The 20,990-nt window shown below is 49.0% G+C and carries 22 protein-coding genes and 4 pseudogenes; 14 read left to right on the top strand and 12 right to left on the bottom strand.

What is annotated here, in order from left to right; all coding sequences use genetic code 11:
• Window positions 1-289, bottom strand: a pseudogene (locus tag ACI7MX_RS18775) (integrase); the annotation flags it as partial.
• A 118-nt stretch (window positions 290-407) separates the two neighbouring features.
• Here ACI7MX_RS18775 and ACI7MX_RS18770 point away from each other — a divergent pair.
• The 5 genes and pseudogenes from ACI7MX_RS18770 to ACI7MX_RS18750 form a co-directional block, all read left to right on the top strand.
• Window positions 408-566, top strand: a pseudogene (locus ACI7MX_RS18770) (phage tail protein); the annotation flags it as partial.
• The gene (locus tag ACI7MX_RS18765; RefSeq protein ID WP_405592078.1) at window positions 541-747 is read left to right on the top strand and encodes a tail protein X; all 207 of its coding nucleotides are present in this window, start codon (window positions 541-543) and stop codon (window positions 745-747) included. The pseudogene ACI7MX_RS18770 and the gene ACI7MX_RS18765, both read left to right, overlap by 26 nt.
• A gap of 67 nt (window positions 748-814) precedes the next feature.
• A pseudogene (locus ACI7MX_RS18760) lies at window positions 815-1,860 on the top strand (phage late control D family protein).
• A 48-nt stretch (window positions 1,861-1,908) separates the two neighbouring features.
• Window positions 1,909-2,454, top strand: coding sequence for a glycoside hydrolase family 19 protein (locus ACI7MX_RS18755; protein WP_405592075.1), 546 nt, complete (start codon window positions 1,909-1,911; stop codon window positions 2,452-2,454).
• On the top strand, window positions 2,426-2,977 hold the full coding sequence (locus ACI7MX_RS18750; protein WP_405592072.1) for a lysis protein: 552 nt from the start codon (window positions 2,426-2,428) through the stop codon (window positions 2,975-2,977). The genes ACI7MX_RS18755 and ACI7MX_RS18750 overlap by 29 nt, the downstream gene beginning before the upstream one ends.
• A gap of 185 nt (window positions 2,978-3,162) precedes the next feature.
• Here ACI7MX_RS18750 and ACI7MX_RS18745 read toward each other — a convergent pair whose 3' ends face one another.
• A complete protein-coding gene (locus ACI7MX_RS18745; RefSeq protein WP_405592069.1) occupies window positions 3,163-4,023 on the bottom strand; it encodes a hypothetical protein in 861 nt (286 codons plus the stop codon).
• 681 nt (window positions 4,024-4,704) lie between these two features.
• On the opposite strand from ACI7MX_RS18745, the gene ACI7MX_RS18740 reads away from it, so the two are divergent.
• Genes ACI7MX_RS18740 through ACI7MX_RS18730 form a run of 3 tightly spaced genes read left to right on the top strand, consistent with a single transcriptional unit; the run spans window position 4,705 to window position 6,992 of the window.
• Window positions 4,705-6,249, top strand: coding sequence for an ADP-ribosyltransferase (locus ACI7MX_RS18740; RefSeq protein WP_405592066.1), 1,545 nt, complete (start codon window positions 4,705-4,707; stop codon window positions 6,247-6,249).
• Window positions 6,250-6,283: 34 nt separating this feature from the next.
• Window positions 6,284-6,691 carry an autotransporter domain-containing protein gene (locus ACI7MX_RS18735; RefSeq protein WP_405592063.1) on the top strand — a complete coding sequence of 136 codons (408 nt, stop codon included), beginning with the start codon at window positions 6,284-6,286 and terminating at the stop codon, window positions 6,689-6,691.
• Complete coding sequence (locus ACI7MX_RS18730) at window positions 6,648-6,992, top strand: autotransporter domain-containing protein (RefSeq protein WP_405592060.1); 345 nt, start codon at window positions 6,648-6,650, stop codon at window positions 6,990-6,992. The genes ACI7MX_RS18735 and ACI7MX_RS18730 overlap by 44 nt, the downstream gene beginning before the upstream one ends.
• Here the strand turns inward: ACI7MX_RS18730 and ACI7MX_RS18725 are convergent.
• Entirely contained in the window at window positions 6,928-7,332 is a 405-nt protein-coding gene (locus ACI7MX_RS18725; RefSeq protein WP_405592057.1) for a type II TA system antitoxin MqsA family protein, read from the bottom strand. The two genes, ACI7MX_RS18730 and ACI7MX_RS18725, sit on opposite strands and share 65 nt — an antisense overlap.
• Before the next feature lie 52 nt (window positions 7,333-7,384).
• Window positions 7,385-7,555, bottom strand: coding sequence for a type II toxin-antitoxin system MqsR family toxin (locus tag ACI7MX_RS18720; RefSeq protein ID WP_405592054.1), 171 nt, complete (start codon window positions 7,553-7,555; stop codon window positions 7,385-7,387).
• Between the two features lie 13 nt (window positions 7,556-7,568).
• Here ACI7MX_RS18720 and ACI7MX_RS18715 point away from each other — a divergent pair, with 13 nt between their 5' ends.
• The 4 genes from ACI7MX_RS18715 (at window position 7,569) to ACI7MX_RS18700 (ending at window position 12,701) form a co-directional block, all read left to right on the top strand.
• Window positions 7,569-7,772, top strand: coding sequence for a hypothetical protein (locus tag ACI7MX_RS18715; RefSeq protein WP_405592081.1), 204 nt, complete (start codon window positions 7,569-7,571; stop codon window positions 7,770-7,772).
• 252 nt (window positions 7,773-8,024) lie between these two features.
• A complete protein-coding gene (locus ACI7MX_RS18710; RefSeq protein WP_405592051.1) occupies window positions 8,025-8,807 on the top strand; it encodes a hypothetical protein in 783 nt (260 codons plus the stop codon).
• A 321-nt stretch (window positions 8,808-9,128) separates the two neighbouring features.
• Complete coding sequence (locus ACI7MX_RS18705) at window positions 9,129-11,057, top strand: YadA-like family protein (protein WP_405633904.1); 1,929 nt, start codon at window positions 9,129-9,131, stop codon at window positions 11,055-11,057.
• 723 nt (window positions 11,058-11,780) lie between these two features.
• Window positions 11,781-12,701 carry a hypothetical protein gene (locus tag ACI7MX_RS18700; protein ID WP_405586033.1) on the top strand — a complete coding sequence of 307 codons (921 nt, stop codon included), beginning with the start codon at window positions 11,781-11,783 and terminating at the stop codon, window positions 12,699-12,701.
• A 140-nt stretch (window positions 12,702-12,841) separates the two neighbouring features.
• Here the strand turns inward: ACI7MX_RS18700 and ACI7MX_RS18695 are convergent, their stop codons facing one another.
• From ACI7MX_RS18695 to ACI7MX_RS18660, 8 genes and pseudogenes are all read right to left on the bottom strand, one after another.
• Window positions 12,842-13,123 (bottom strand): nucleotidyltransferase family protein, encoded by a 282-nt coding sequence (locus ACI7MX_RS18695; protein ID WP_314486574.1) that lies wholly within the window; start codon window positions 13,121-13,123, stop codon window positions 12,842-12,844.
• Window positions 13,124-13,347: 224 nt separating this feature from the next.
• Window positions 13,348-14,403, bottom strand: coding sequence for a linear amide C-N hydrolase (locus ACI7MX_RS18690; protein WP_314486534.1), 1,056 nt, complete (start codon window positions 14,401-14,403; stop codon window positions 13,348-13,350).
• Window positions 14,404-14,425: 22 nt separating this feature from the next.
• Complete coding sequence (locus tag ACI7MX_RS18685) at window positions 14,426-14,791, bottom strand: hypothetical protein (RefSeq protein WP_405586072.1); 366 nt, start codon at window positions 14,789-14,791, stop codon at window positions 14,426-14,428.
• Window positions 14,792-14,880: 89 nt separating this feature from the next.
• Window positions 14,881-15,156: pseudogene (locus tag ACI7MX_RS18680) on the bottom strand (FAD-dependent oxidoreductase); the annotation flags it as partial.
• Between the two features lie 577 nt (window positions 15,157-15,733).
• The gene (locus tag ACI7MX_RS18675; RefSeq protein WP_405586030.1) at window positions 15,734-15,949 is read right to left on the bottom strand and encodes a hypothetical protein; all 216 of its coding nucleotides are present in this window, start codon (window positions 15,947-15,949) and stop codon (window positions 15,734-15,736) included.
• A 173-nt stretch (window positions 15,950-16,122) separates the two neighbouring features.
• A complete protein-coding gene (locus ACI7MX_RS18670) occupies window positions 16,123-16,476 on the bottom strand; it encodes a winged helix-turn-helix domain-containing protein (RefSeq protein WP_405586027.1) in 354 nt (117 codons plus the stop codon).
• Window positions 16,477-16,550: 74 nt separating this feature from the next.
• A complete protein-coding gene (locus tag ACI7MX_RS18665) occupies window positions 16,551-17,258 on the bottom strand; it encodes a winged helix-turn-helix domain-containing protein (protein WP_405586024.1) in 708 nt (235 codons plus the stop codon).
• Between the two features lie 142 nt (window positions 17,259-17,400).
• Complete coding sequence (locus tag ACI7MX_RS18660) at window positions 17,401-18,816, bottom strand: mannose-1-phosphate guanylyltransferase/mannose-6-phosphate isomerase (protein ID WP_405586021.1); 1,416 nt, start codon at window positions 18,814-18,816, stop codon at window positions 17,401-17,403.
• 245 nt (window positions 18,817-19,061) lie between these two features.
• Between ACI7MX_RS18660 and ACI7MX_RS18655 the strand changes: the two genes are divergently transcribed.
• Window positions 19,062-19,490 carry a LexA family protein gene (locus ACI7MX_RS18655; protein WP_405586018.1) on the top strand — a complete coding sequence of 143 codons (429 nt, stop codon included), beginning with the start codon at window positions 19,062-19,064 and terminating at the stop codon, window positions 19,488-19,490.
• On the top strand, window positions 19,480-20,763 hold the full coding sequence (locus ACI7MX_RS18650) for a Y-family DNA polymerase (protein ID WP_405586015.1): 1,284 nt from the start codon (window positions 19,480-19,482) through the stop codon (window positions 20,761-20,763). Before ACI7MX_RS18655 ends, ACI7MX_RS18650 begins: the two co-directional genes overlap by 11 nt.
• Window positions 20,764-20,990 lie beyond the last annotated feature (227 nt).

Raw genomic sequence — 20,990 nt, 5'->3', positions numbered from 1 at the left:
TTCCACACGATTTCACCGGCGTAGTCATCCCGTGGTATTTCTTTATTTCGGCGAACCCTAAAGCAAGGGTTGGCGTTGTCTCTCAAGCCCCACTCGCGTGCGATTGTAAACACGTGGGAGAGTAGGGGGATTTCCCGGTTGGCCCTGACCTTTGCTGTTCTGGCATCGCGGAATTGAGCACAACCTGATATCTAATCGACTCAAAGGGAGTGCACTCAAATGCTTTTCTGAGCTGTTTGAGTTCCTTGTTGTTGTCCGAATGAGTGCGAATTGACTTACCGGGGATGATTTATTTTTCGTACTGATTAACCACCTAGGCCATCAGATGGTTGGGTTTAGGTGTGCTTTACGTTCAAGTTCAACCTGGACACCGCTGCGTTTGACGAACTCAAACGCTCCAGCGAATACCGCTGGGCCTGACCACCGGCTACGGCGACGTACTGGGCAACTGGTGTTTAAAAAACATCGAAGAAGAACAAAGCGCGCTGCTGCAAGGCGGCATTCCGCGTAAACAGGGCTTTATCTTGGAGTTTGTACGCTATGGCGACGACCTGCAGAACAGCTAGTGGTGACGTGCTCGACACCCTCTGCCAGAACTACTATGGCCACCTCAACGGCACCGTCGAAGCCGTGCTCGATGCCAATCAAGGGCTGGCCGATGAGGCGCAGCCGTTTCGGGTGGGGGCGATTATTCACCTGCCGGATTTGCCGGTGCCGAGTGATGAGGTGGTGATGCTGTGGGGTTAACACGGCAGCCGTAACGCGAACTCTCTAAACCGCTTTGAAGCGGTTTTTTATTGTCTGGAATATATCGATGACTCCGACTTTTCGCATCGTCGCAGACGGTGCCGACATCACCGAACTAATTAATGATCGCCTCCTGTTGCTGCGCACCACCGACAAAACCGGTATGGAGTCCGACGACTTTGAGCTGCGGATCGATGACCGTGACAGCGCCGTGATGCTGCCCAGTCGCGGGGCCAGCATTGAAGTGTTCCTGGGCTACGATGGCAGCGCTTTAACCCGCCTCGGGCGCTACACCGTGGACGAGGTTGAACTGTCAGGCCCACCCGATACGCTGGTGATCCGTGGTAAAGCCAGCGACATGCGCGGCAGTGGCAAGACCACCCGCAGCGGCAGCTGGGAAAGTGTGAGTCTGGCCAGCATCGTCAATGACGTAGCCGCACGAAATGGCTGGTCGCACGTGTGCTCAGTAACCACCGTAGTGCCACGGGCTGACCAGCTTAACGAGTCAGATTTTAACTTCATGACCCGCCTGTCAAAGCAGTTTGACTGCACCGCCAAGGTGGCTGATGGCAAGTTGCTGGTCATGCCCAGACAAGGCGGGCAAAGCGCGAGCGGCCAGTCCCTGGGCACCATCACCCTCACGCGCAGCGACGTCAGCCGCTGGCATTTCGCCTCACTGATCGCAGTACCCACAAAGCCGTCAGCACCCAGCATCAAGACAAAAAGACCGGTCAGTTAAAAGTCGTCACCCTGGACAACGACGAGTCCCCGGACGGCCTGCCGCCCGTGCATACCGATCGCCACATCTACCCAAACAAGTCCGCTGCCGAACAAGCGGCCAAGGCGCGGCTATCAGCCTTCAACCGTTCGACCGCAGCGGTACGTCTGGAAATGCCCGGTCGTACGGATCTGTATGCCGAACGAACGATTAACGCCCAAGGCTTCAAGTCCGGGCTTGATGGCGAGTACCTGGTGGACTCGGTGGAGCAGGTCTTCACCCAAAGCGGCTGGAGCACCACCGTCGAATGCAACGGCGGCAAAAAGGGCAAAGCCAAGGCCAAAGGCAAGAAGCCCAAAGCCCCCCTCAAAGTCGTATCGCTAAAAGCAGTGTAAACCCACACCCAGCCGGCCATGAGCGGGCGTTATCGTTAGGGCAAGCCTATGTCGATCACCCAGCAGCAACTCCAGCAGATCCTCCCCGACGCCGGCAAAACAGCCGGCGTTTTTGTTCCTGTGCTAAACACCGCGATGGTCCGCTTCCAGATCGTCGGCCCGAAACGCATCGCCGCCTTTATCGCCCAGATCGGCCACGAATCTGGCCAGTTCCGCTACGTGCGCGAACTGGGCAATGACCAATACCTGAGCAAATACGACACCGGCACACTGGCCAAGCGCTTGGGCAACACACCAGAGGCGGATGGCGACAGCCAAAAGTACCGGGGCCGTGGCCTGATCCAGATCACCGGCCGGGCCAACTACATGATGTGCGGCGAAGCGCTGGCCCTTGACCTGATCAACCAACCCGAGCGGCTGGAAAAGCCGCAGCATGCGTGCACGTCCGCGGCGTGGTTTTGGGCGAGCAGGGGGCTCAACACCTTGGCTGACGCGGGCCAGTTCGACACCATTACCCGCCGCATCAACGGCGGCCAAAACGGCGCGGCGGATCGTCAGACGCTGTATGCCCGCGCTCTCAAGGTGTTGGCGTGAAGCTCGAGCGGTGAAGTGGGGAGGGGCATTGCTGCTGATCCTCTCTCTCATGGCCAGCAGTGCCTGGGCAGCTTGGGCGTGGCAGGCCAACGCCTACGGCCAGCAACTGGCTAAACAGGAAACCGCCCATCAACCAACCCTGACCCACCTGGCCAATGCCAATTCAGCGTTAATCCTCGTCGTTCAGGTCAAGCGCTTCGCCCTGGAGCAGTGCCTGGCAGCCAGCGACCAAGCCCACTACCGAGCCCTGACTTATGCCAAAACCACTCAGACCCGCCTGCGTGATCGCCTTGCTACTGCTGACCTGCGGCTGTCAGTCCTACTCGACACCACCGCCACAAATGATCGTAACGTAGTGCAAGCCACCACCGGCCCCGGCGGCGTGGTTCATGGAGCCGCGAGAGCCAAACTTGACCGAGCGTATGCTCAACGAATTATCAGAATCACCGGCGACGGCGACCAAGGACTGATCGCGCTGCAAGCCTGTCAGGCCTACGCCAAAGAAGTATCACGCACGAAATAAAAGGAGCCGCCGAAGCTGGATGCGTCACTATCCAGCTCGGCCACCAAGCCTTACTTAAGGAAAGAGTATTACTTTAATTGCTCACCAATACGTTGCATTCTCTAGGATCAAGTGAGCTAACTTTAAGAAGAAAAGAATTTAAAGTTGTGTATTTATGTGTTTGAAGTGGTCTTGTTTGAAGAAAACTAAATTTCTAGTTGGCGCGTTGGGTTTTGCTCTAGATCTTTCGTTATTTTCAGGAAGAAATCTGTATTGGCAAGTCTTTCTAATTCCTTATGCTCATACCGCGCGGTAAGGCGTAGATGTCTAATGTGTTCTTCAGTAGTCGCATAGCGTTGCATGAACTCTTTGCCAGGGATATTATCTTGGGTCATAGCATAGAAGAATCTTGGTACAACATGTTTTTCTTGAGATTCCCATTGCTTGACTTTGTTGGCGAGGGCGTCGATATGTTCCTCGAGTCTACATAAAATATTTGCCCAAGGGTCAATGACAAAATCCTCAATCCCAATTTTAATTACGCAGGCCTGATGGTCGAAAGTCCCTTTGGTTGGATCATACTCGATCATTTCAGGCCACAGGCCTATTTGATACCAAAATATATATGCTAGACATGCCATTTCTCCACAGTTACCAGATTTAGAGGCAATAGCGTGCTCCAATTGTTTTTCCAAAGTTCCTGATGCGCGTACTTTATTGATTGAGTTTATTTTTGCGCTCCATTCCTCCAAAGTTGTACATGATGTGATTTTATTATCGGATTTATATGGGCTGCCTTTAAATAAAGCACGTGTTAGTGTTAATATTTGTTTTGCTTTGAGGGTTCTGCGTTCCTTTAAAGGAGCCCTGTGGATTTGCTTAGGTATCGTTATAGATAAAGAGTCAGTGTTGTTTGTGGGGGGGCTGTTAGCTGCTGTAGAAAATGATTCAGAGGAGTTTCCTGCTGAAGTAACATTACGCTTTATGCTGTTGGAATCTTGGTTTTCCAATCCTTGGGGTTGAGGAGGGATGACAGAAGTTGAGTGAGTGTTATGAACGGCTAGCATGGTGTACTCGTTGCGCGTGGGGTTTCAATGGTTATGCTCGGGGGTTTCGAGCTTGTGCGCTTTAAAATATCGCTCACTTCGTAAGTTTTTATGAAGATGGCAGCTTGATAATTTTTAAAGAGTGTTTTTTGTATTTTAAGTTATTCAAATACGAGAATTACTGGTTTTGCATAGTTGGCCAAAACGGGTGTTTGAATTTCGTAATCTTATAATAAACGATCTAGAGAGAATGCTAACGACGCCGATACGGGTATTTCGAAATTTGCAGAGGGCAAGATTTTAAATTTGGCGTCAGAGTTTTTTTGAGGTTTGTTTGACTGTTTATGAAGTATTTGAGTTCGCGGCCGGGGTTATTATTGCTTTGATTAATTATAGGGTGACGGTTTTACGTGTTTTGTGCTTGTCGATCAGAGACTGAGTCGAGTTCCTGCAGAATATTACCATTCCTTGTTAATTACCTCCTGAGAAGTGGCCGTTGGCGCAAATCCTTAATGTGGAGCAGGTTCTGGCCTGCAAGTAGTAATCTGGATATTTTTTCTCTATTGAAGTACACCGCTATGAAGATGGAGTGTGATGAGCGTTTTTTTAAAGAGTGGATTATTAGAATGATGCATTTTAAAAGTAAATTGCATGCTTTGGCCTATGTGTTAAATATATGGCCTGATTGAGGGGAGGGTAGATATGCTTAAAGGTATTAGTTCAAAATTTTTTTGCTGTCCCGGAGGCGATGTATTAGAAAACTTTAAGAGGGCAGGAGGCAAGAAGCATAAATACGTATTGCCTAAAAATATGCGATTGAAAAACTCACCTGCCGAGTTGGCTTCGAATGAGTATAGGTATATACGTCCTGATGCTAAAAAATTGGAAAGTGTAGTTCTGGTGAAAGTTTCAAATTTGAACGCAGAGAAAAACAATCTAATTGCGAATTCGGTGATACTTGAAGAAAAAAAACTCGAAAGTGAGACGCCTATTGCTCTTTCGTCTAAAATAAAGGTTTCTTTGGAAGCAGATTTAAGAAAAGTGATTGCAATAGTCGCTCGGAATCTGCGAGTTTTACGTGAAGATATATGTGCCAATAGTCCAGCATGGGATCTGAGTGTTGCGCCGAATAAAGAAAATAGCGATATAAATATCACCGAGGAAATAAATAACCTTTTATTTGGTGAGTCGCTCTCGCCAAAGGACTTAAGAGATTTCACGGCTAAAGATTTTACAGACGTTCTGTCGGATCTGATCACTAAACATTATGGGGCTGAAGTCGCAGCGCTCGCATGCAATAAAATCATTTGTTCTCAACTTAAAAATTCCGATAAAGAACGTGTGGGCGTTTTGATGGATTTAAATACAAGGCTGCAGGCGGCTAAAGATTTGATTGATGTTTACCGGTATCAAGCAAACTACCCATTCCTTGATTTTACGATGATCGCAAAAATGAAGCTTAAGCATACGGCCTCGTTGAGACTGGGTATTGTTCCAGAAAATATGTCGTTCAAGCATTATGCTGCTATTTCTTTTTATGTAAGTTCAAATTTTGAACTTATAAACAGTTATTTAAGGGGTGAGGATAAACACGAAATATTAGACCGTTTGACTGGCGATATTGTTGAGGCAGTAAATTACATGAGAGGTTTTTCAAGTAATAATTATATGCTGTTCAGAGGGATTAAGGTTGCACCAAGCAAGATAATAAAAGCAAGTGAAGGGGATTTGTATTTCGATAAGGCTTTTATGTCTACCAGTAAAAGACCTGATATTGCGAACTTTTTTATGAGTGTAGGGTCTTTGGATAATTCAGATATGGCCTTTTTTGTGTTAAAAGGCAAATCGGGGGCGGATATTTCAAAATTTTATTTGCCGTTTGGAGATATCAAAATAGAACCGGCGTATTTTTATTCATATAATAATGAATTTGATGCAGCAATTAAGTCTATCCTTAAATACAAGGAGTATGGCGCATGGATTGATTCAAGCACGAGCCAGAGAAAACGACTGGACGAGTTTCATAATCAGCAAGAAACACTATTTAAACCTGATACCAAGTTCAGAATATTGTTCAAGTGCTATGATAAAAAAGCCCATTTGTTTAAAATTGTTCTGGAAGAGGATGGGCTTAAAACTGGCCAGACAGCTGGTACGGTTGATGCATTAGTAGATCTACCATTAGGTAATTCGAGAGGGGATGTTAAATCAATTAATAGTTTTAACTTAAAACGTAGATCTCTATAAGTTTTACGCTACCTTCATCTTAAAAAATCTATACTTGGGCAATACTCCCGAATACAACTACGACTTGACGGCGTTTCAGGTAGGCACCGACCTCTACCGCAAGGTCAGAGCCGACGGCAGCCATGAGCAGGCCGGCATCTCGTTATCGGCGGGCACGCTCAATGCGGGTGTCAGTCATTACACCCGCAGCGCCGCCGGTGAGGACACTTTACGAGCCTATGGAATAGGCGCCTACTGGATGCACTTCGGTCCCTCCGGCTGGTATCTGGACGGCGTATTGCAAGTCAATCGCTTCGACATCGAGGCCAGACCTAACGACCTGACGAAACTGATAACCCGCGGCCGAGGCTACACCAGCCTCGCTGGAAAACGGCTACCCGTTCGAGGTCAACAAGGACTTGTACGTCGAGCCGCAATTGCAGCCGTTTTACAGCTACGTTGACCTGGACAGCAGCGATGACGTCGGCGCGAAAGTCCGCTTCAAGGATGTCGACTCTCTAATCGGACGCCCCGGCGTGCGCATCGCCAAGGACTGGGCCACGGAAGGTGTTAACAAAAGCGAACAGCCTACCAATGGCTGGATCCGCCCGAGTGTATGGCACGAGTTCAAGGGTAACCGAAGACCGATTTCTCTTCTGAGTCGGGTTACATTCCGTTCGAATCGAACATTCAGGGAGCCTAGGGCAAGGTCAATTGGTCATTCAGCAGCTCGGGATGGTGATCGAGCAGTTTCAGTAACTTAACCAGTGCCAGTGGTGGTTTAGTTTTACCGCTCTTATAACGGGAAAACGCATTTACGCCACAGCCGAAAATCTCGGCCGCTTCACGTTGGTCACGGTCCAGTTTTTTACGCACGGTGGTGATAAAGCCTGGATCAACAATCGCTGCATTCACTTGTTTGTTGAAGGCCAGCATCGCAGCACTCACACGGGTGGACTCGCTGGCATCCAGTACTGTTTCGCCACAGGCCGGGCAGAATTCGCCGGTGACTGAAGGGATCGCAGTGGACTCGTTCTTGTAGGTGTAAGGCAGGTCGCGAGTGTCATGCACCAGCTCTGCCGCGCCGCAGGATGGACATTTCATGTTCATAGCTCCTTGAAGGACACGATCAGCACATCATCCATGACCGTGAGTTTCAGGTAGACCTCGCCAGCGTGAGTTTACGCCGGTACACGTCCTGCCAGACCTTAGGGCCGGTGTGCGTGGTCATGCTTTTGTAAAAGTCAGCGGGGGCCAGTGCCATTACCACGCTGACGATGCCGCCAAAGTCAAAGACTAAAGCCGCGCCAGCGGTCAGTGTTGACAAGGAAGAGCGCACCTTGCCCGCTTCAATCAGGGCTTACTGCATGGTTCATGGAACCGCGAGAGCCCAACTTGACCGAGCGCATGCTCAACGAATTATCGAAATCACCGGCGACGGCGACCAAGGACTGATGGCGCTGCAAGCCTGTCAGGCCTACGCCAAAGAAGTATCGCGCAACAAATATAAAGAGCGGTCGAAGCTGGATGCGTCAACATCCTGACCGGCCACCGAATCTACAGATCATCGATGCAAACCCAGCCAAAGCTCTCGCTATAACCCTATGAATACTAAAAAAGCTTCTGCATCTATACGTTTCGTTGTCGAAAAAGCGCTTTGGCGAGAGTGCATGAGCGATATCTGATAGTTTTAATTACTCTGCGTGGCTAGATTGCAGTGATATTTACGTTGACATAAGTCTTGTAGAGCTTGGTCGAGCTCATCAGTATTGACGTCTTTATATAAGGGGTAGAGAGTGGGTTTAAGTTTTTTGTCTAGAAGCAGTGCTCCAAGAACTATTGATCAGATATGCTACGATTTTAATCGTCAAGTGTCACTGGATAATAAGGTGAGAACTCGAAATTTAGAAAAATTTGTTAGGCGTGTGAATAATACCCCGCACTCGAATAGAACAATAAGTGTTGAGAATTTTGGTTTTCTTAGCAAAGACCTTAGAGGCGTTAACGAAATATTTAGTCGTCAGGGAGGGGATCTGAAGTCCGCTAAATACAAAACTCTCTCAGAGACATTGTTGCTTGTAAAAAAACCAAAAAAAAGCGAAGTTTTGGCCAAGGATAAGGCTATTTTAGATCAGGTGCAGCGCGGGGCAGCTGATCTGAAAGAAAAGGCTGGTCTGTTGGGAACTGCAATTGAAAATATCGAGAAAGACTGCCTAACTATAATTAAAGATCTAGAGCCTGAATATGAAGAAAAGGCGCTTCGCTACTTGAATGATGCTCACCTGTCTTCTTGGCAAGATCATTTTATTGGCAAGACTACTTATTCTATATTTGCAACAGATTCGGAAGAGACGGAAGATCTCGCCTCTGCCCACGATGGAGGGTCTCAAGTAAAATTATGGTCTTGGGTCTCACTAGGACCGAAATTGCACTTAAAATTTCAGAAGGAAAATGAACTATCAGAGTTAAAAGAATTGATGGCAATAGCAGACAATATGATCAAGAGAAAGGTGGGCGTGCTATCTGTCCCTGATTTCACTCCTGACGAGTATAAGGTGTATGACCATGGGCAACAGTGACACTGTGCGAAGCCATAGGGCCTAACAAAGAGGTCTTATAAATTTGGCAGAATTCCGTACAAAAATAGGAACGCCCTTCTAAGTACGGTCGATGATCACTTATTAATATGCTAAGTATGCAGGGAGCGGGTGCGTGGTTCTTAGGAGCGGTGAATATTGTTGTGTAGGTAATTAAGTAGGATTGTCTTGGCGGGTTTAAGATTCTTTAAGATTCTTTAAGATTCTTTAAGATTCTTTAAGATTCTTTAAGGGTTTTTAATGTTTGTAAAGTGCGCGTAGTAGGTATCATTATCTTCAGTCTCTTGGGTCTTAGGTGCTTCGATGAAAAAATATTTTTTGTTTTTTACCGTGATTGTGGGAAGTGCAAATTCTTCTGCCGCGCCACTCGAAATTTGGAAGTATGGTGGTGGCGACGATGTAGATGCACTAGACCCAGATGCAAAAGAAATCGTTACCGCTGTGGATGTAAAAAGCTTAGGAGGTACAACTATTCCTGGCGGAGCATCATATGTACCTAGAAATCTGGTTTGTTCAGTTGTAGAATCGGCTGATGCTTATATTAATGCGAAGAGAAAAGAAGTCAAAAACCTAAGTGACCATAACAATTATTTGTCCACCACGTTAAAGGGGGAGGTCGATGCTAATACTGCTTCTATCGCAGTTAACAAGCAAGAAATTGGTGACAATAAGGCTGACGCTGATGCAAGAATCACTCGGGTAGATAGCAAGGTCGCGGAGAATAAACGTTCAATAGATGTTAATAAGGCCGACGCTGATGCACACATCACCCAGGTAGATAATAAGGCTGATGCGAATAAGTCTTTAATAGATGCCAATAAGGTCAGTGCCGACAGAGAAATGGCTGCCAATAAGGCTGAGGCTGATACAAAAATCACTAATATGGGCAGGGATGTTGCGTCTAATACCTCTTTAATAGCTGCCAATAAGGCTGAGGCTGATGCAAAAATCACTAATATGGGCAGCGATGTTGCGTCGAATACCTCTTCAATAGCTACCAATAAGGCTGAGGCTGATGCAAAAATCACTAATATGGGCAGCGATGTTGCGTCGAATACCTCTTCAATAGCTACCAATAAGGCTGAGGCTGATGCAAAAATCACTAATATGGGCAGGGATGTTGCGTCGAATACCTCTTCAATAGCTACCAATAAGGCTGAGGCTGATACAAAAATCACTAATATGGGCATGGATGTTGCGTCTAATACCTCTTCAATAGCTGCCAATAAGGCTGAGGCTGATGCAAAAATCACTAATATGGGCAGCGATGTTGCGTCGAATACCTCTTCAATAGCTGCCAATAAGGCTGAGGCTGATGCAAAAATCACTAATATGGGCAGGGATGTTGCGTCGAATACCTCTTCAATAGTTACCAATAAGGCTGAGGTTGATGCAAAAATCACTAATATGGGCAGCGATGTTGCGTTGAATAAATCTTCAATAGATGCCAATAAGATTGATGCCGATAGAGAAATCAATCGTGTGGACCGCAGGGTGATGGCTACTGAAACATCTATAGATGCCAACAAGGTTGAAGCCGATACTAAAATAACCGAAGTAGATACTAGGGTGACGGCTAATAAAGCAGCTATTGATGTCAATAAAATTGAGGCGGCTGCAGACATAAAAAAAGTGGATGATAAAGTTAAAGATAATCAGGCGTTGATATCGGGCAATAAGGCGGAGGGCGACAATAAGATTCGCGCGCTCGATGATAAGGTAGACATTAATGCGAAGATGGCTGCCGCTGACAAAGTCGAGACCGAGAACAGTATTAAAACGGTAGACGGTAAGGTCAATGAAAATAAAAAAGAAATAGTCAATACCGCTCAGCACCTTGAACAGTTTGCGGGAAGGGTAAATGACGTCGCTGAGCAGGTTGATGTTAATACTGCCATGAGTATGGTTAATAGGCGCCGCATAGGCATAGCCGAATTGCGTATAGATAATCTCGAGACGCGTGTACATGGTGTTGAGCAGAAAGTTAAACGTTTGGATAGAAATGTGAGTGGTTTTATGGCGCAAAGTGCTGCAATGAGTTCCCTAATAACCCCGATGAGTCCCGGCAAAACATCGGTCTCGGCAGGCTTTGGCACATCCGGGTCTGCTCAAGCCTTTGCCATCGGCGCGGGACGTCGAATTAATGAAGCGTTGAGCGTAAAGCTCAATGCTGCATACGATAACGTTTCAAAGCAAGTCACTGCAGGTGCAGGTGTTGGTTTTGAATTTTAAATATATTTAGCGTGGTGTGTTCTATAAGCCTTTATTGCTTGCCGGCCTACATTAAAATATTGAAAGCTCTATGTGTTATGTGAGGCCAGATTTCTAAAGTACATCTTGCATCTATATGACATTGCGATATTTATTTTTGGAAAGATAAAAAATCTTGTGGTTGCATTATCTGCTTGCTCTGGATCGTTGAGTATTTGCTATACCCGTCGTCCTAAGGGTGGTTTCGGCTGTCCTCTCCCGGTTAACGCTTATTCTTGATGACCATCGAATGGATTGCCGGCTTGCCGGCGCTATTCTTAAGTATCTTCATTTCAGTAGAAAAATTGTCTTGGAAAAACTATAGATATTGCGCTCGTTTCTATCCTTCGCAGATACGTGCGGTTTGATATTTTCTTCCCCATTATCTAGCCCTATACCGGAGCGTTAGGCCCTTCGCTGAACTCTTCTTCAAGCTCCTTAGCGTAGTCACGTACGGCGTGGTTGGGCAGCGCCGAATCGCTGCGATGGCCTGTATATCACCTGGCACATCACACTGCCGATTGGCATCCGCTTTTATGCTGCTCCAGCGTCTGCGTCGGAAGCTTTTGTGGGGGCTGATTTTACAGCATGATATTTTGTGTATTAGAGATGAGCCAATTTAGTTATTTGGGAGCGTTTTTTTAAAGTCTTTCATGCAAGGTTGTGGGTTAATCAGTTGAATTTAATCCGATCTGGTGATTTCTAATGTTTCGTATGGGTGACTGTGCACGTTCTTTTGTGAGTACGATTAGGTCAACCTTAAATGTGGGGGGTGGTTCGGCTGTTACAAGTTTTTCTGAGGTGTTAAAAGATACCTATAATACCAATGAAACACCCAGCATTAAGAAAGTGCCCAGTACGATTCATCATTTCTGGTATGGAGATACCGCTGTGCTTAGGGGGTATGCTGACAATCTTATTGCTACGGCCAAGATGAATAAGGGCTATTCGGTCGTCTTGCATGTTTTGTCTGCAGATAAAGGTGATTTGAAACGACTGAAAAAAGAGCTTGTTGGGGTTAAGGTTAAAGACGCGGTGCAAGAGAAGTGGTTTTCTAAATTTAAAAGTTCTGAGCGATACCATCAATTTGTGGAGGCGATGAGCGCCGAAGTCCGTTGTTTTGCATCCGGAGCAGACGTTATAAAGTCAGAGATATTGCAAAGAAAAGGCGGGGTTTGGAATGACGTCGACAATATTCCGTTAAAGCCACTCCCTAAGAAGCTGGTTGTTGAAAAAGGAGGCATGTTGACAGCGGGTCCGGTTTTGTTCAATCAAGAGTGTGGCGTGCATTCGAGTACATTGGCGACTCATAAAAATAATTCGATTGTTAAGGATATTAATAAATGCAGCTTTTCCAAGTTTAAAAATCTGGAAGGTGTTGTGTACAAACAGAATGAAAAAACTCGTGATGCTAGCGCTCATTTTCTGAAGATGTCCGAAATTGCAGGTTCGTTGCATTTCTCCAGGGAGTTAATGGGCAGGAGTAAGTGCTTTGAACGTGAGATTTTGGAACTCCGTATTGGTAAACAGTCGAGTAATGATTTACATGTAATATTTGATCGTTTTTTTCAGCCGGTCTTTAGTTCGAGTACGGTCTGGAAGAATCAGCAGTCCAGAAGTAAATGATGTTTTAGGGTTTATTCATGTTGTGCGTGTTTACGGCTTACCCTGTAGATCAACCAAGGTAAGTGCAGCTGTTTCGGGCAAGGCGGTTTATTCATATACCGATTGCGCGGTGCAGAATGATAAGGTGGCGACGTGATAGGTTAATCATCAATGTTTGAAGCTCTACGCAATGCGTCATGATGGCATCGGTGAGTCGGAGGTAAAGGCGCTGACGCAGGCGCAAGCAGTGGCCATATCTTCATCCAGCTTTTGGACTTGAAGCGGTCTTGGTAGATCTTTGTTTTCTGCGTGGCAAACCTTCCCGCTGGCCTAACAACCAACCCCAATAGATCGTCAAGGCCCAGCGGTGCTGCGATCTCGCATGAACCTGCTTCTCGTCGTCTGACGGCGACTGCCGTTACGGTTTCCGGCCAGTAGCACATTGCATCTGTCGCAGAAAGGTACGGTTGATCACCATTCTGAACATGCATTCTGGCTTAGTGTTTACTGACCATATTACGGTCGGATCTAGCCCTTTGAGGATGCTTTCCAAGGCTTTATCATCCTCTGAGGAGCAACGGTCAGCATCAAACCAAATGACGTCAACGTCGAGCTGTAAGCATTACAAAGCGGTGGCGATAATTTACAGGCGCATTAATGAATCTTTCTAAGCGCCCTCGAACTTGAAGGCGGGCGCTATTTTGAATTGGCTCGATACTTCCCCTGAATAAATCGTGCTTTGATTAGGGCCTAGATCCAGCTTCCTGACCACTCCTGTGGTTTTTGAAAAATCCATTTTTTTAAGGTCCACCCAAAAAGTGTTGGGCGTTATCGCCGATTCAAAAAAGTAGAGGCCCTGTTTGTGATCAATCACCGAGCGCCAGCGCGTTGAAGATATGTTCGGCTCCCCTGGGGTTGTGATGCCATAGGGCACAGACACGTTGCGAATAACACTGAACACACTGGCTAATGACAGGCGTGGATCCTGTGATTGCGCAACAGCGTTCACGTAGAAGGACGCACGAGCGAATCGATCAGCCGATCGATTAGTACCCGGCAGCATCACCGTCCCGCCAATGGCTTGCCAATAAGCGTTCATCGCCAGCTGGTCCGCGAAGGCGGGGGAGTTTGTCATCACCTGATAGGCCCGGTTGTGATGAATGACTTGCTTGCCATCAATGTATTCAATAATGGCGCTGTCGCCAGTGGCATCCGACATTGATAGGTGCAGTGTGGCGAGACGACTTTCTCCCGGCACCGCTGCAGTCACGACATTAAAAGGTTCAGTTTTCAGAACCTCTACGGCTTCAGCCACCGTGCTGAAATTATCAAGTACATACTGCGCCCACGCGGCAATACTCAGGCCGGGCTTGCCCTTTGTGAGGGGTGGGTATTCTGACTCAACGAGCCACAGTAAATTCGCAGAAAGCCCTGCTTCGTTTACGCCGTCTGTTGTTGAGATATCGTATCCGGTGGCAATAACACTGCCGTATTTGGACGTCCATTTAACAGAGTTAGGGCCCACCTCTCCAGTACGTTGCATACCCTGAGGGAAAACCCACAGGTTGGTCCCCACATCGGATTTCCAGTCCATGGACCGGGCAGTGATTACATTCTGATTGTCACCCAGGTAAACCAAACGTGTGCAGGCATGTGCGAGCTGTGCAGAAGTCAGTAAGCCTGCCAAAGCCAACGTCATAAGTTTCACGTGTTGTTTTTTCATTCCCTTGCTCCTTTATCAGGCGTTAAAAACGCATGGACACACCCAGTACAGGCCCGCGCTGAGTGACATCGTATTTGAACGTCTTGCCTGTAAAATCCTTGGTTCGATAGTCTTGAGCCAGCACACGATAACCCAAGCGAATTAAAGTCGGATATTCCAGCAGGTACAGCCTGTATCCGAGATATGCCTGCCCGTTATAAGTTTTCTTGGAGGACGTATCGAAACCACCCTTGTCGACAGCACCAGACAACGTCCACCTATCGTTTAAATCCACTTGGCTGCGTAACCCCGCAAACGGGGTCAGTCCAATGGGTTTTTTTACGAGTGCTGAAGCCAAGAGAGTCCACATCCACAGGGGTGTCAGTTTTGTCCAACGCACACCGAGCATGGGTTCCAAACGCCACGTGCGAGGTTCATTAAAAACGGTCTTACCCCCCAATTCGTACTGGTAGGCACGGTAGTAAGCGCCCGCCGCGAAAGCGACTGAGCGATTTCAGGCCCTAACGAGGTCCCAACTTTCGATCCAAGGTCGACAATAATGACTTCGACCTCGGCGTTATCACCCAAAACTGCACGCAGGCGAGCTGGTATTTCAGTCGCGGTTTCAATCCCGGTAACTCCACCACCCGCGACCACGACGGTATTGCGGGCTTTGCTCTCTGGCACATCTATCAGGCGCTGGAGGCGTTGTTCCAGTCGCATGGCTTGCTCAATCTGGTCTACGTCGAAGGCGTGTTTCGCGACACCCGGCGTATCAGCTAAGTCGCAGCTGTCACTGAAAAGCATTGGGACACAGTGAGTTAGTTCGGTAAAACTAACGGTACAACTTAGCTTTAAAAGCGAGAAATCTCCTTTAACGAAGTGCACAGATAACGCATTGCTATGCGGTCTGACTCAGACAGCAAGCGGTAGTGTTCAAGCAAGGTCGCTTCGTCGTGGCTGAGCCGTCGAGGAGCTGGTATTTTTTTGAAAGAGAAGAGGCCACCCAACACCCGCATAATGCCAATTGAAATCGACATAAGTCACCCTTCAGCCAGTAAGAACATATTCAGAGTTGCTGCTCTTTGACCGTGCTCAGGAAGGACACCCAAGCAAGCAAGTGGCATTGATTGAAGTGTAGGAACAGTTCTCTGCTCGCATAGGCAAATGCTGTGATTATTTATATCTAACAGGTGAGCGATGTTGATAGTGATCCTCGACCAACCTCAGTACCTTCCCCATTTTTATCTGTCTGACCTCGCCCTGTGCAAGCCACGACATGAATCATAGGATCTCGAACAGAACATTGAGGGACTGGGATCTTGTACGTTTTCTTGGCGAGAAACGCCCATCAGTGAAGTGTTTTCACCCGACGACTTTCGCCAATCCTGATTCTATCCAGCGCTCGATTCAATGCATCCAGGGCATCGAGCAGGGCTTTGGCCTCAATTTCTCTGCCGTCCCCCCATAGACGCTCTGCCATCGTGTTCAAGGCCTGGATTGATCGTTCTATATCCGCAGCTGTCGCGGGACCCGGCTTTTCAGGTGGTTTTTTAGGCTTTGTCAAAACGTCTTGCCCGAGATGTCAGAGATGTTCATGGATCGGCACAGCGGCACACGCACTCGTTGATTGTTGGCCACATGCTATCGCAGTGGCCACAGATGGCCTTGAGGTTTTTTGCTCTGACGCCGGAAATAACCATTCAGCCCTGTCATTGACGGCCTGAGGCAGGGATATTCCTATACCTGAGAGGCAGGTGAGCGCCTGGCCATTGGGAGGGCGTTTTTAAGATCTTGCACCAGGCAGTAACCACAGTTGCGCACGGACCTGAACAGGCGTTCGCCAAAAGCGTCTTTGACTTTATTCTGCAGGCGGCTCAAGCACATCTCCAGGCCGCTATAGCGGTGTATGTCTTTATCGATACCCAAAATGAGCTGCTGTTTACTGCAAACTCTTGAGTGGCTGAGCATCAGTGTCTTGATCAGCAGGGATTCGGTTGAGGTCAGGTCAATACAGGCGTGCGGAGTACGCAGTTCTCGGGCGGTAAAATCGAATACCCAGTGCTCTGGTAAGGCGTTTAGTGCGGTGTTCATATTAACGCGCTTCCCTGCGTGAAGAGTTATTGGGGGATTGCCTGTTCCCTGAGTGTTGGCATCAGGCGTGCTTATTATCCGTACACGCTTGACCGGCGCAGTCGATAGCCAAAACTGCGAACACTGAAGATCAGTTTGAGCTGATGTGCGTTTTTTATCTTTGTCCGGAGTCGACTGATGGCTTTCTCCAGAGCTCTGGGGTCGTAAAAGACAATGGTCGCGGCCAGGGCTTTTACGATGTGTTCATAACTCATGACCTGATGCGGTGCGCGCAGCAAGGTGTCGATAATCATCATCTCGGTGTGCGTGAGTTCGAGTGTGCTTGTGGCGCTGCACAAGTGTAACTTTGTTCGATCCAGTCTTAGCTGAAGAGGGGCGTGGTTCCAGCAAGACTCATTAAGCGTGCGCACTAATACGCTTGTTTTATCCTGCGCGTTACCCGGTAATTTTATGCAGTAATCAGCACCGGCAATATGATAGTCAACGCTTGATATCGCGTTGGGGTGGGTCACCAATACAAAGATGCAGGCACGTTGATTGACTGTGCGAACCTGTTTGATTATCTCAAGGCTGTCGTCCAGGTGACTGGCCATACCCGCTTCAATAAAAATGGCTTTTACAGCGTGCCAATCTGAGTCCCTGGCTTTTGTATTATTAAAAGCACTCAACGGCATAATGTCGGGACTGATAAATTTTCTCAGATGTTCGAGCAGTGCTTCGTTTTGCACGACGCTGATCACCGAGGGGGGAAGTATGTCGGTTCGATATATTGAAGAAAGCATACGTCCCACCTCACATACCGAGGCGCGGCCGTTTTTGGAATTTGCGCCTGCGCTAAATCGATGATGGCGCGAGTGTAATATCATATTTCATGACTGAACAGCGATGTTGCTGTCTGCCGTGCGGACTCTCTAGGTATGGCTGTTATGAGCGCCCGTATTTATCCTCAAATCGAACGATGTCATCTTCGCCCAAGTAAGTACCCGATTGAACTTCAATGAGCTCCAGGGGGCTCTGGCCCGGGTTTTCCAGTGCGTGCACCTGGCCAATCGGTATATAGGTCGACTGGTTCTCGCCAACAAGGTAGGTTCGCTCGCCATTGGTCACTCGGGCTGTACCGCTGACCACGATCCAGTGTTCGGCCCGGTGCCGGTGCATTTGCACGGACAGTTTGGCCCCCGGTTTTACGGTAATGCGCTTGACCTGATAGTGATGCCCATTGGCCACGCATTCATAGATGCCCCAAGGGCGGTATACGGTGCGCTGGTTCAAGTGCTCGGTGCGTGAGCTGCTTTTGAGTTGCTCGACGATGTGCTTCACCTCTTGCACATTATTCTTATGCGCCACCAGCACCGCATCCGTTGTTTCAACAATCACCAGGTCTTCAAGACCCACTGCCGCGACCAGTCTGCTGTCGGCATGGACATAGGTGTTGCGCGACTGCCGATTCACTACGTCACCCTTGAACACATTGCCGTGGTCGTCCTTGTCACTGACCTCCCAGAGCGCCGTCCAGGAGCCGATGTCGCTCCACCCAGCGTTGAGCGGTACGACCACCGCGTTAGGGGTTTTTTCCATCACGGCGTAATCAATCGAGTCATCCGGGCAGGCCGCAAAAGCGGCTTCATCGACGCGTGTGAAATGCATATCGCGCGTGCTACCCGCCAAGGCTGTTCGACAAGCGGCCAGAATGTCCGGGCGATAACGTTCGAGCTCTTGCAGGTAACATTTGGCGTGAAACATAAACAGTCCGCTGTTCCACAAGTAACCGCCGTGGGTCAGGTACTCGCGCGCTGTGTCGTGGTCTGGTTTTTCCACAAAGCGCTTTACGCGAAAACCTCCCGCGCCAATGGTTTCGCCTTTTTCGATATAGCCGTAGCCGGTTTCAGGATGGCTTGGAACAATCCCGAACGTCACCAGTTTGCCCGCCTGTGCCAAAGGCAAGGCTGTTTGAATGCTGGCCTCAAAGGCGGGAATATCTTTAATCAGGTGGTCAGCTGGCAGTACCAGCAAGAGGGGATCTGCCTGCTCACTGCACGCCTGCAGGGCCGCCAGCGCAATGGCCGGCGCGGTATTGCGGCCGACCGGCTCCAGCAAAATATTGGCCTGCTCAAGACCCAGTTGGCGCAGTTGCTCGGCCGCTATAAAGCGATGTTGCTCGTTGCAGATCAATTGCGGCACCGCGGTATTGAGCCCCCGTAATCGCTCAAGGGTGACTTGCAGCATCGACAGCTCCCCCGTCAAGGGCAGAAACTGCTTGGGAGTGAGTTGGCGCGAGAGGGGCCAGAGCCTGGAACCTGAGCCTCCAGACAGAATGACAGGCAAAATTTGGGTCATCATTAGAGCGTCCTGAGCTGGAAAAAACTAAGGACTTTTCTTCCACGAATACGTTGGTCTGAGTGAAGTCAACCGCACTCATCAGGCTGTCGAATAGTCAGCGGCGCTCAGTTGAACCCAAATTCATTTTTTTTTACAGCGCCTTGTACAGAAAGGCCGCCTGTCAGAAACATCTGTCAGAAGAATTGACCGGATGCGGCCTACAACGTTAACTGTATATTCATACAGTTAATTGGAGGGCGCGTATCATGGGCTTCACTCTTTTGGGTCCCCTTGCAAGTGGGGGGATTCGCTTGCCGCTGTGTGCGTTCAAGATTCCTGCCGGGTTTCCATCGCCCGCGACAGATCATATGGAGAAGCAGATCTCGCTGGATGAGGTGCTGAACGTTCGAGCCCCGCATGTCTATCTGGTGACCATCGATGGTGACAGCATGCAGGGGGTGGGTATTTTTGCTGGTGATCTGGCGGTGGTTGATCGCTCAATCGAGCCGGCACATGGCCATGTCGTCGTGGCGCTGCTCAATAATGATCCGCTGTGCAAACGCCTGTGCCTGCGCGGCAAGAGCGTCATTCTGTGCTCGGAGAACCCCAAATACCCGGACCGGCATGTGATGGAAGGGGACGACCTGTCGATTTGGGGGGTTATTACCTACAGCGTGCGCAGCCATGGACATTAAGACGCCGCCGGTGTTTGCCTTGATCGACTGCAACAGTTTCTATGCATCCTGTGAGCGAGTGTTCCGGCCTGATTTGCGCAAAACGCCAATAGTGGTGCTCAGCAACAACGACGGGTGTGTGATTGCCCGGAGCTACGACGCCAAGCCGTTTGTGAAGATGGGTGAGCCGTACTTCCAAATCAAGCACAAACTCAAGCAGCATGGCATCGTGGCCTTCTCGTCGAACTATGCGCTGTACGGCGACATGAGCGAGCGCGTGATGAGCGTGATCGAGTCGCTTGTCCCTGCTGTTGAGGTATACAGCATTGATGAAGCTTTTGCGGATCTGGCCGGCGTGCCAGGTGACCTCGAAGCGCTCGGGCGGCATATCCGTGCCCAGGTGTATCGCAGCACTGGCATCCCGGTCGGTGTTGGTATCGCCGGCACGAAAACGCTCAGCAAACTCGCGAATCACTCGGCCAAGAAATGGCAAGCGCAGACCGGAGGTGTCGTTGATCTCCGTGACCAAACCAAGCGCGATTGGGTACTGAAAAAAAGCTCAGTTTCAGATGTGTGGGGAGTGGGGCGCAAGATGACGCTGCATCTGGAAGGCATGGGTATCAAGTCAGCTTGGGATCTCTCACAGGCTGATGCTTGGATGCTTCGAAAGAAATTTAGCGTGGTGATCGAGAAAACAGCTCGTGAGCTAGCCGGAACCCCATGCCTTGAGCTCGACGAGCCTGATCCACCTAAGCAGGAAATTTGCTGCAGCCGGATGTTCGGAAAACGGTTGTCCCAAATTGCGCCTATCAAAGAAGCTGTAGCCACCTACATGCAGCGTGCTACGGAGAAACTCCGGGCGCAGAAATCGCTGTGTAAGAAAGTCCGGGTGAGCATTCGCACCGGGATGTTTAATCCTGAGGAAGCGAAATATGCCAATGGCGTATTGGTTGAACTGCCTTATCCGACTGACGATGTGCGATTGATGACCAAGGCTGCTGTAGACGCGGTGGATAGGATCTTTCGACCAGGCTTCAAATACAGCAAGGCAGAGGTTCTCCTTGTAAACCTCTGCCAGAAGGGTGAATACACCGACGACCTTTTCTCTGGTTCTCAACCTGAAGCTACCGAGAAAGTCATGAGCGTGTTGAATGCAATTAACGGTAGGTGGGGCAGGGGGACACTACGTGTTGCCAGCGTGCCCTCAGATCCTGATTGGGGCATGCGCAGGGAAATGATGAGTCAGAGTTTTACTACGCGTGCTGATCAGCTTTGGACGGTGTATTGCAAGTGAGGCGACGGAAACGAACGGGCAAAATACCGTCTGAAAGGAACCACCGCTGAGCGACTCGAGTCAGGGATCAAGCGTTCAAGTGAGCGGTTTATTGAGCAGCCATTCTCGATTGTCCATGTGAAGGCGCTGATGATCATTCGGGTCTACGGTATCGTCGCGTTCAGCATGGGCACTAGCGTGGCGGCCTTGCGCACCAGATTTTCCGCCATTGACGCGGTTGAACCGCC

Origin of the sequence: Pseudomonas sp. 2024-210, from assembly GCF_045062345.1 — a bacterium.
Taxonomy (GTDB): Bacteria; Pseudomonadota; Gammaproteobacteria; order Pseudomonadales; family Pseudomonadaceae; genus Aquipseudomonas.
The sequence above is the reverse complement of the archived record's forward strand: the minus strand, read 5'-3'. Positions and strand labels throughout refer to the sequence as shown.

Coding starts and splice junctions, on each gene's coding strand:
- ACI7MX_RS18765 (WP_405592078.1), top strand. CDS start 541: ATGGCGACGACCTGCAGAACAGCTAGTGGTGACGTGCTCGACACCCTC.
- ACI7MX_RS18755 (WP_405592075.1), top strand. CDS start 1,909: ATGTCGATCACCCAGCAGCAACTCCAGCAGATCCTCCCCGACGCCGGC.
- ACI7MX_RS18750 (WP_405592072.1), top strand. CDS start 2,426: ATGCCCGCGCTCTCAAGGTGTTGGCGTGAAGCTCGAGCGGTGAAGTGG.
- ACI7MX_RS18745 (WP_405592069.1), bottom strand. CDS start 4,023: ATGCTAGCCGTTCATAACACTCACTCAACTTCTGTCATCCCTCCTCAA.
- ACI7MX_RS18740 (WP_405592066.1), top strand. CDS start 4,705: ATGCTTAAAGGTATTAGTTCAAAATTTTTTTGCTGTCCCGGAGGCGAT.
- ACI7MX_RS18725 (WP_405592057.1), bottom strand. CDS start 7,332: ATGAAATGTCCATCCTGCGGCGCGGCAGAGCTGGTGCATGACACTCGC.
- ACI7MX_RS18705 (WP_405633904.1), top strand. CDS start 9,129: ATGAAAAAATATTTTTTGTTTTTTACCGTGATTGTGGGAAGTGCAAAT.
- ACI7MX_RS18700 (WP_405586033.1), top strand. CDS start 11,781: ATGTTTCGTATGGGTGACTGTGCACGTTCTTTTGTGAGTACGATTAGG.
- ACI7MX_RS18695 (WP_314486574.1), bottom strand. CDS start 13,123: ATGTGCTACTGGCCGGAAACCGTAACGGCAGTCGCCGTCAGACGACGA.
- ACI7MX_RS18690 (WP_314486534.1), bottom strand. CDS start 14,403: ATGAAAAAACAACACGTGAAACTTATGACGTTGGCTTTGGCAGGCTTA.
- ACI7MX_RS18685 (WP_405586072.1), bottom strand. CDS start 14,791: ATGCTCGGTGTGCGTTGGACAAAACTGACACCCCTGTGGATGTGGACT.
- ACI7MX_RS18670 (WP_405586027.1), bottom strand. CDS start 16,476: ATGAACACCGCACTAAACGCCTTACCAGAGCACTGGGTATTCGATTTT.
- ACI7MX_RS18665 (WP_405586024.1), bottom strand. CDS start 17,258: ATGCTTTCTTCAATATATCGAACCGACATACTTCCCCCCTCGGTGATC.
- ACI7MX_RS18660 (WP_405586021.1), bottom strand. CDS start 18,816: ATGATGACCCAAATTTTGCCTGTCATTCTGTCTGGAGGCTCAGGTTCC.
- ACI7MX_RS18655 (WP_405586018.1), top strand. CDS start 19,062: ATGGGCTTCACTCTTTTGGGTCCCCTTGCAAGTGGGGGGATTCGCTTG.
- ACI7MX_RS18650 (WP_405586015.1), top strand. CDS start 19,480: ATGGACATTAAGACGCCGCCGGTGTTTGCCTTGATCGACTGCAACAGT.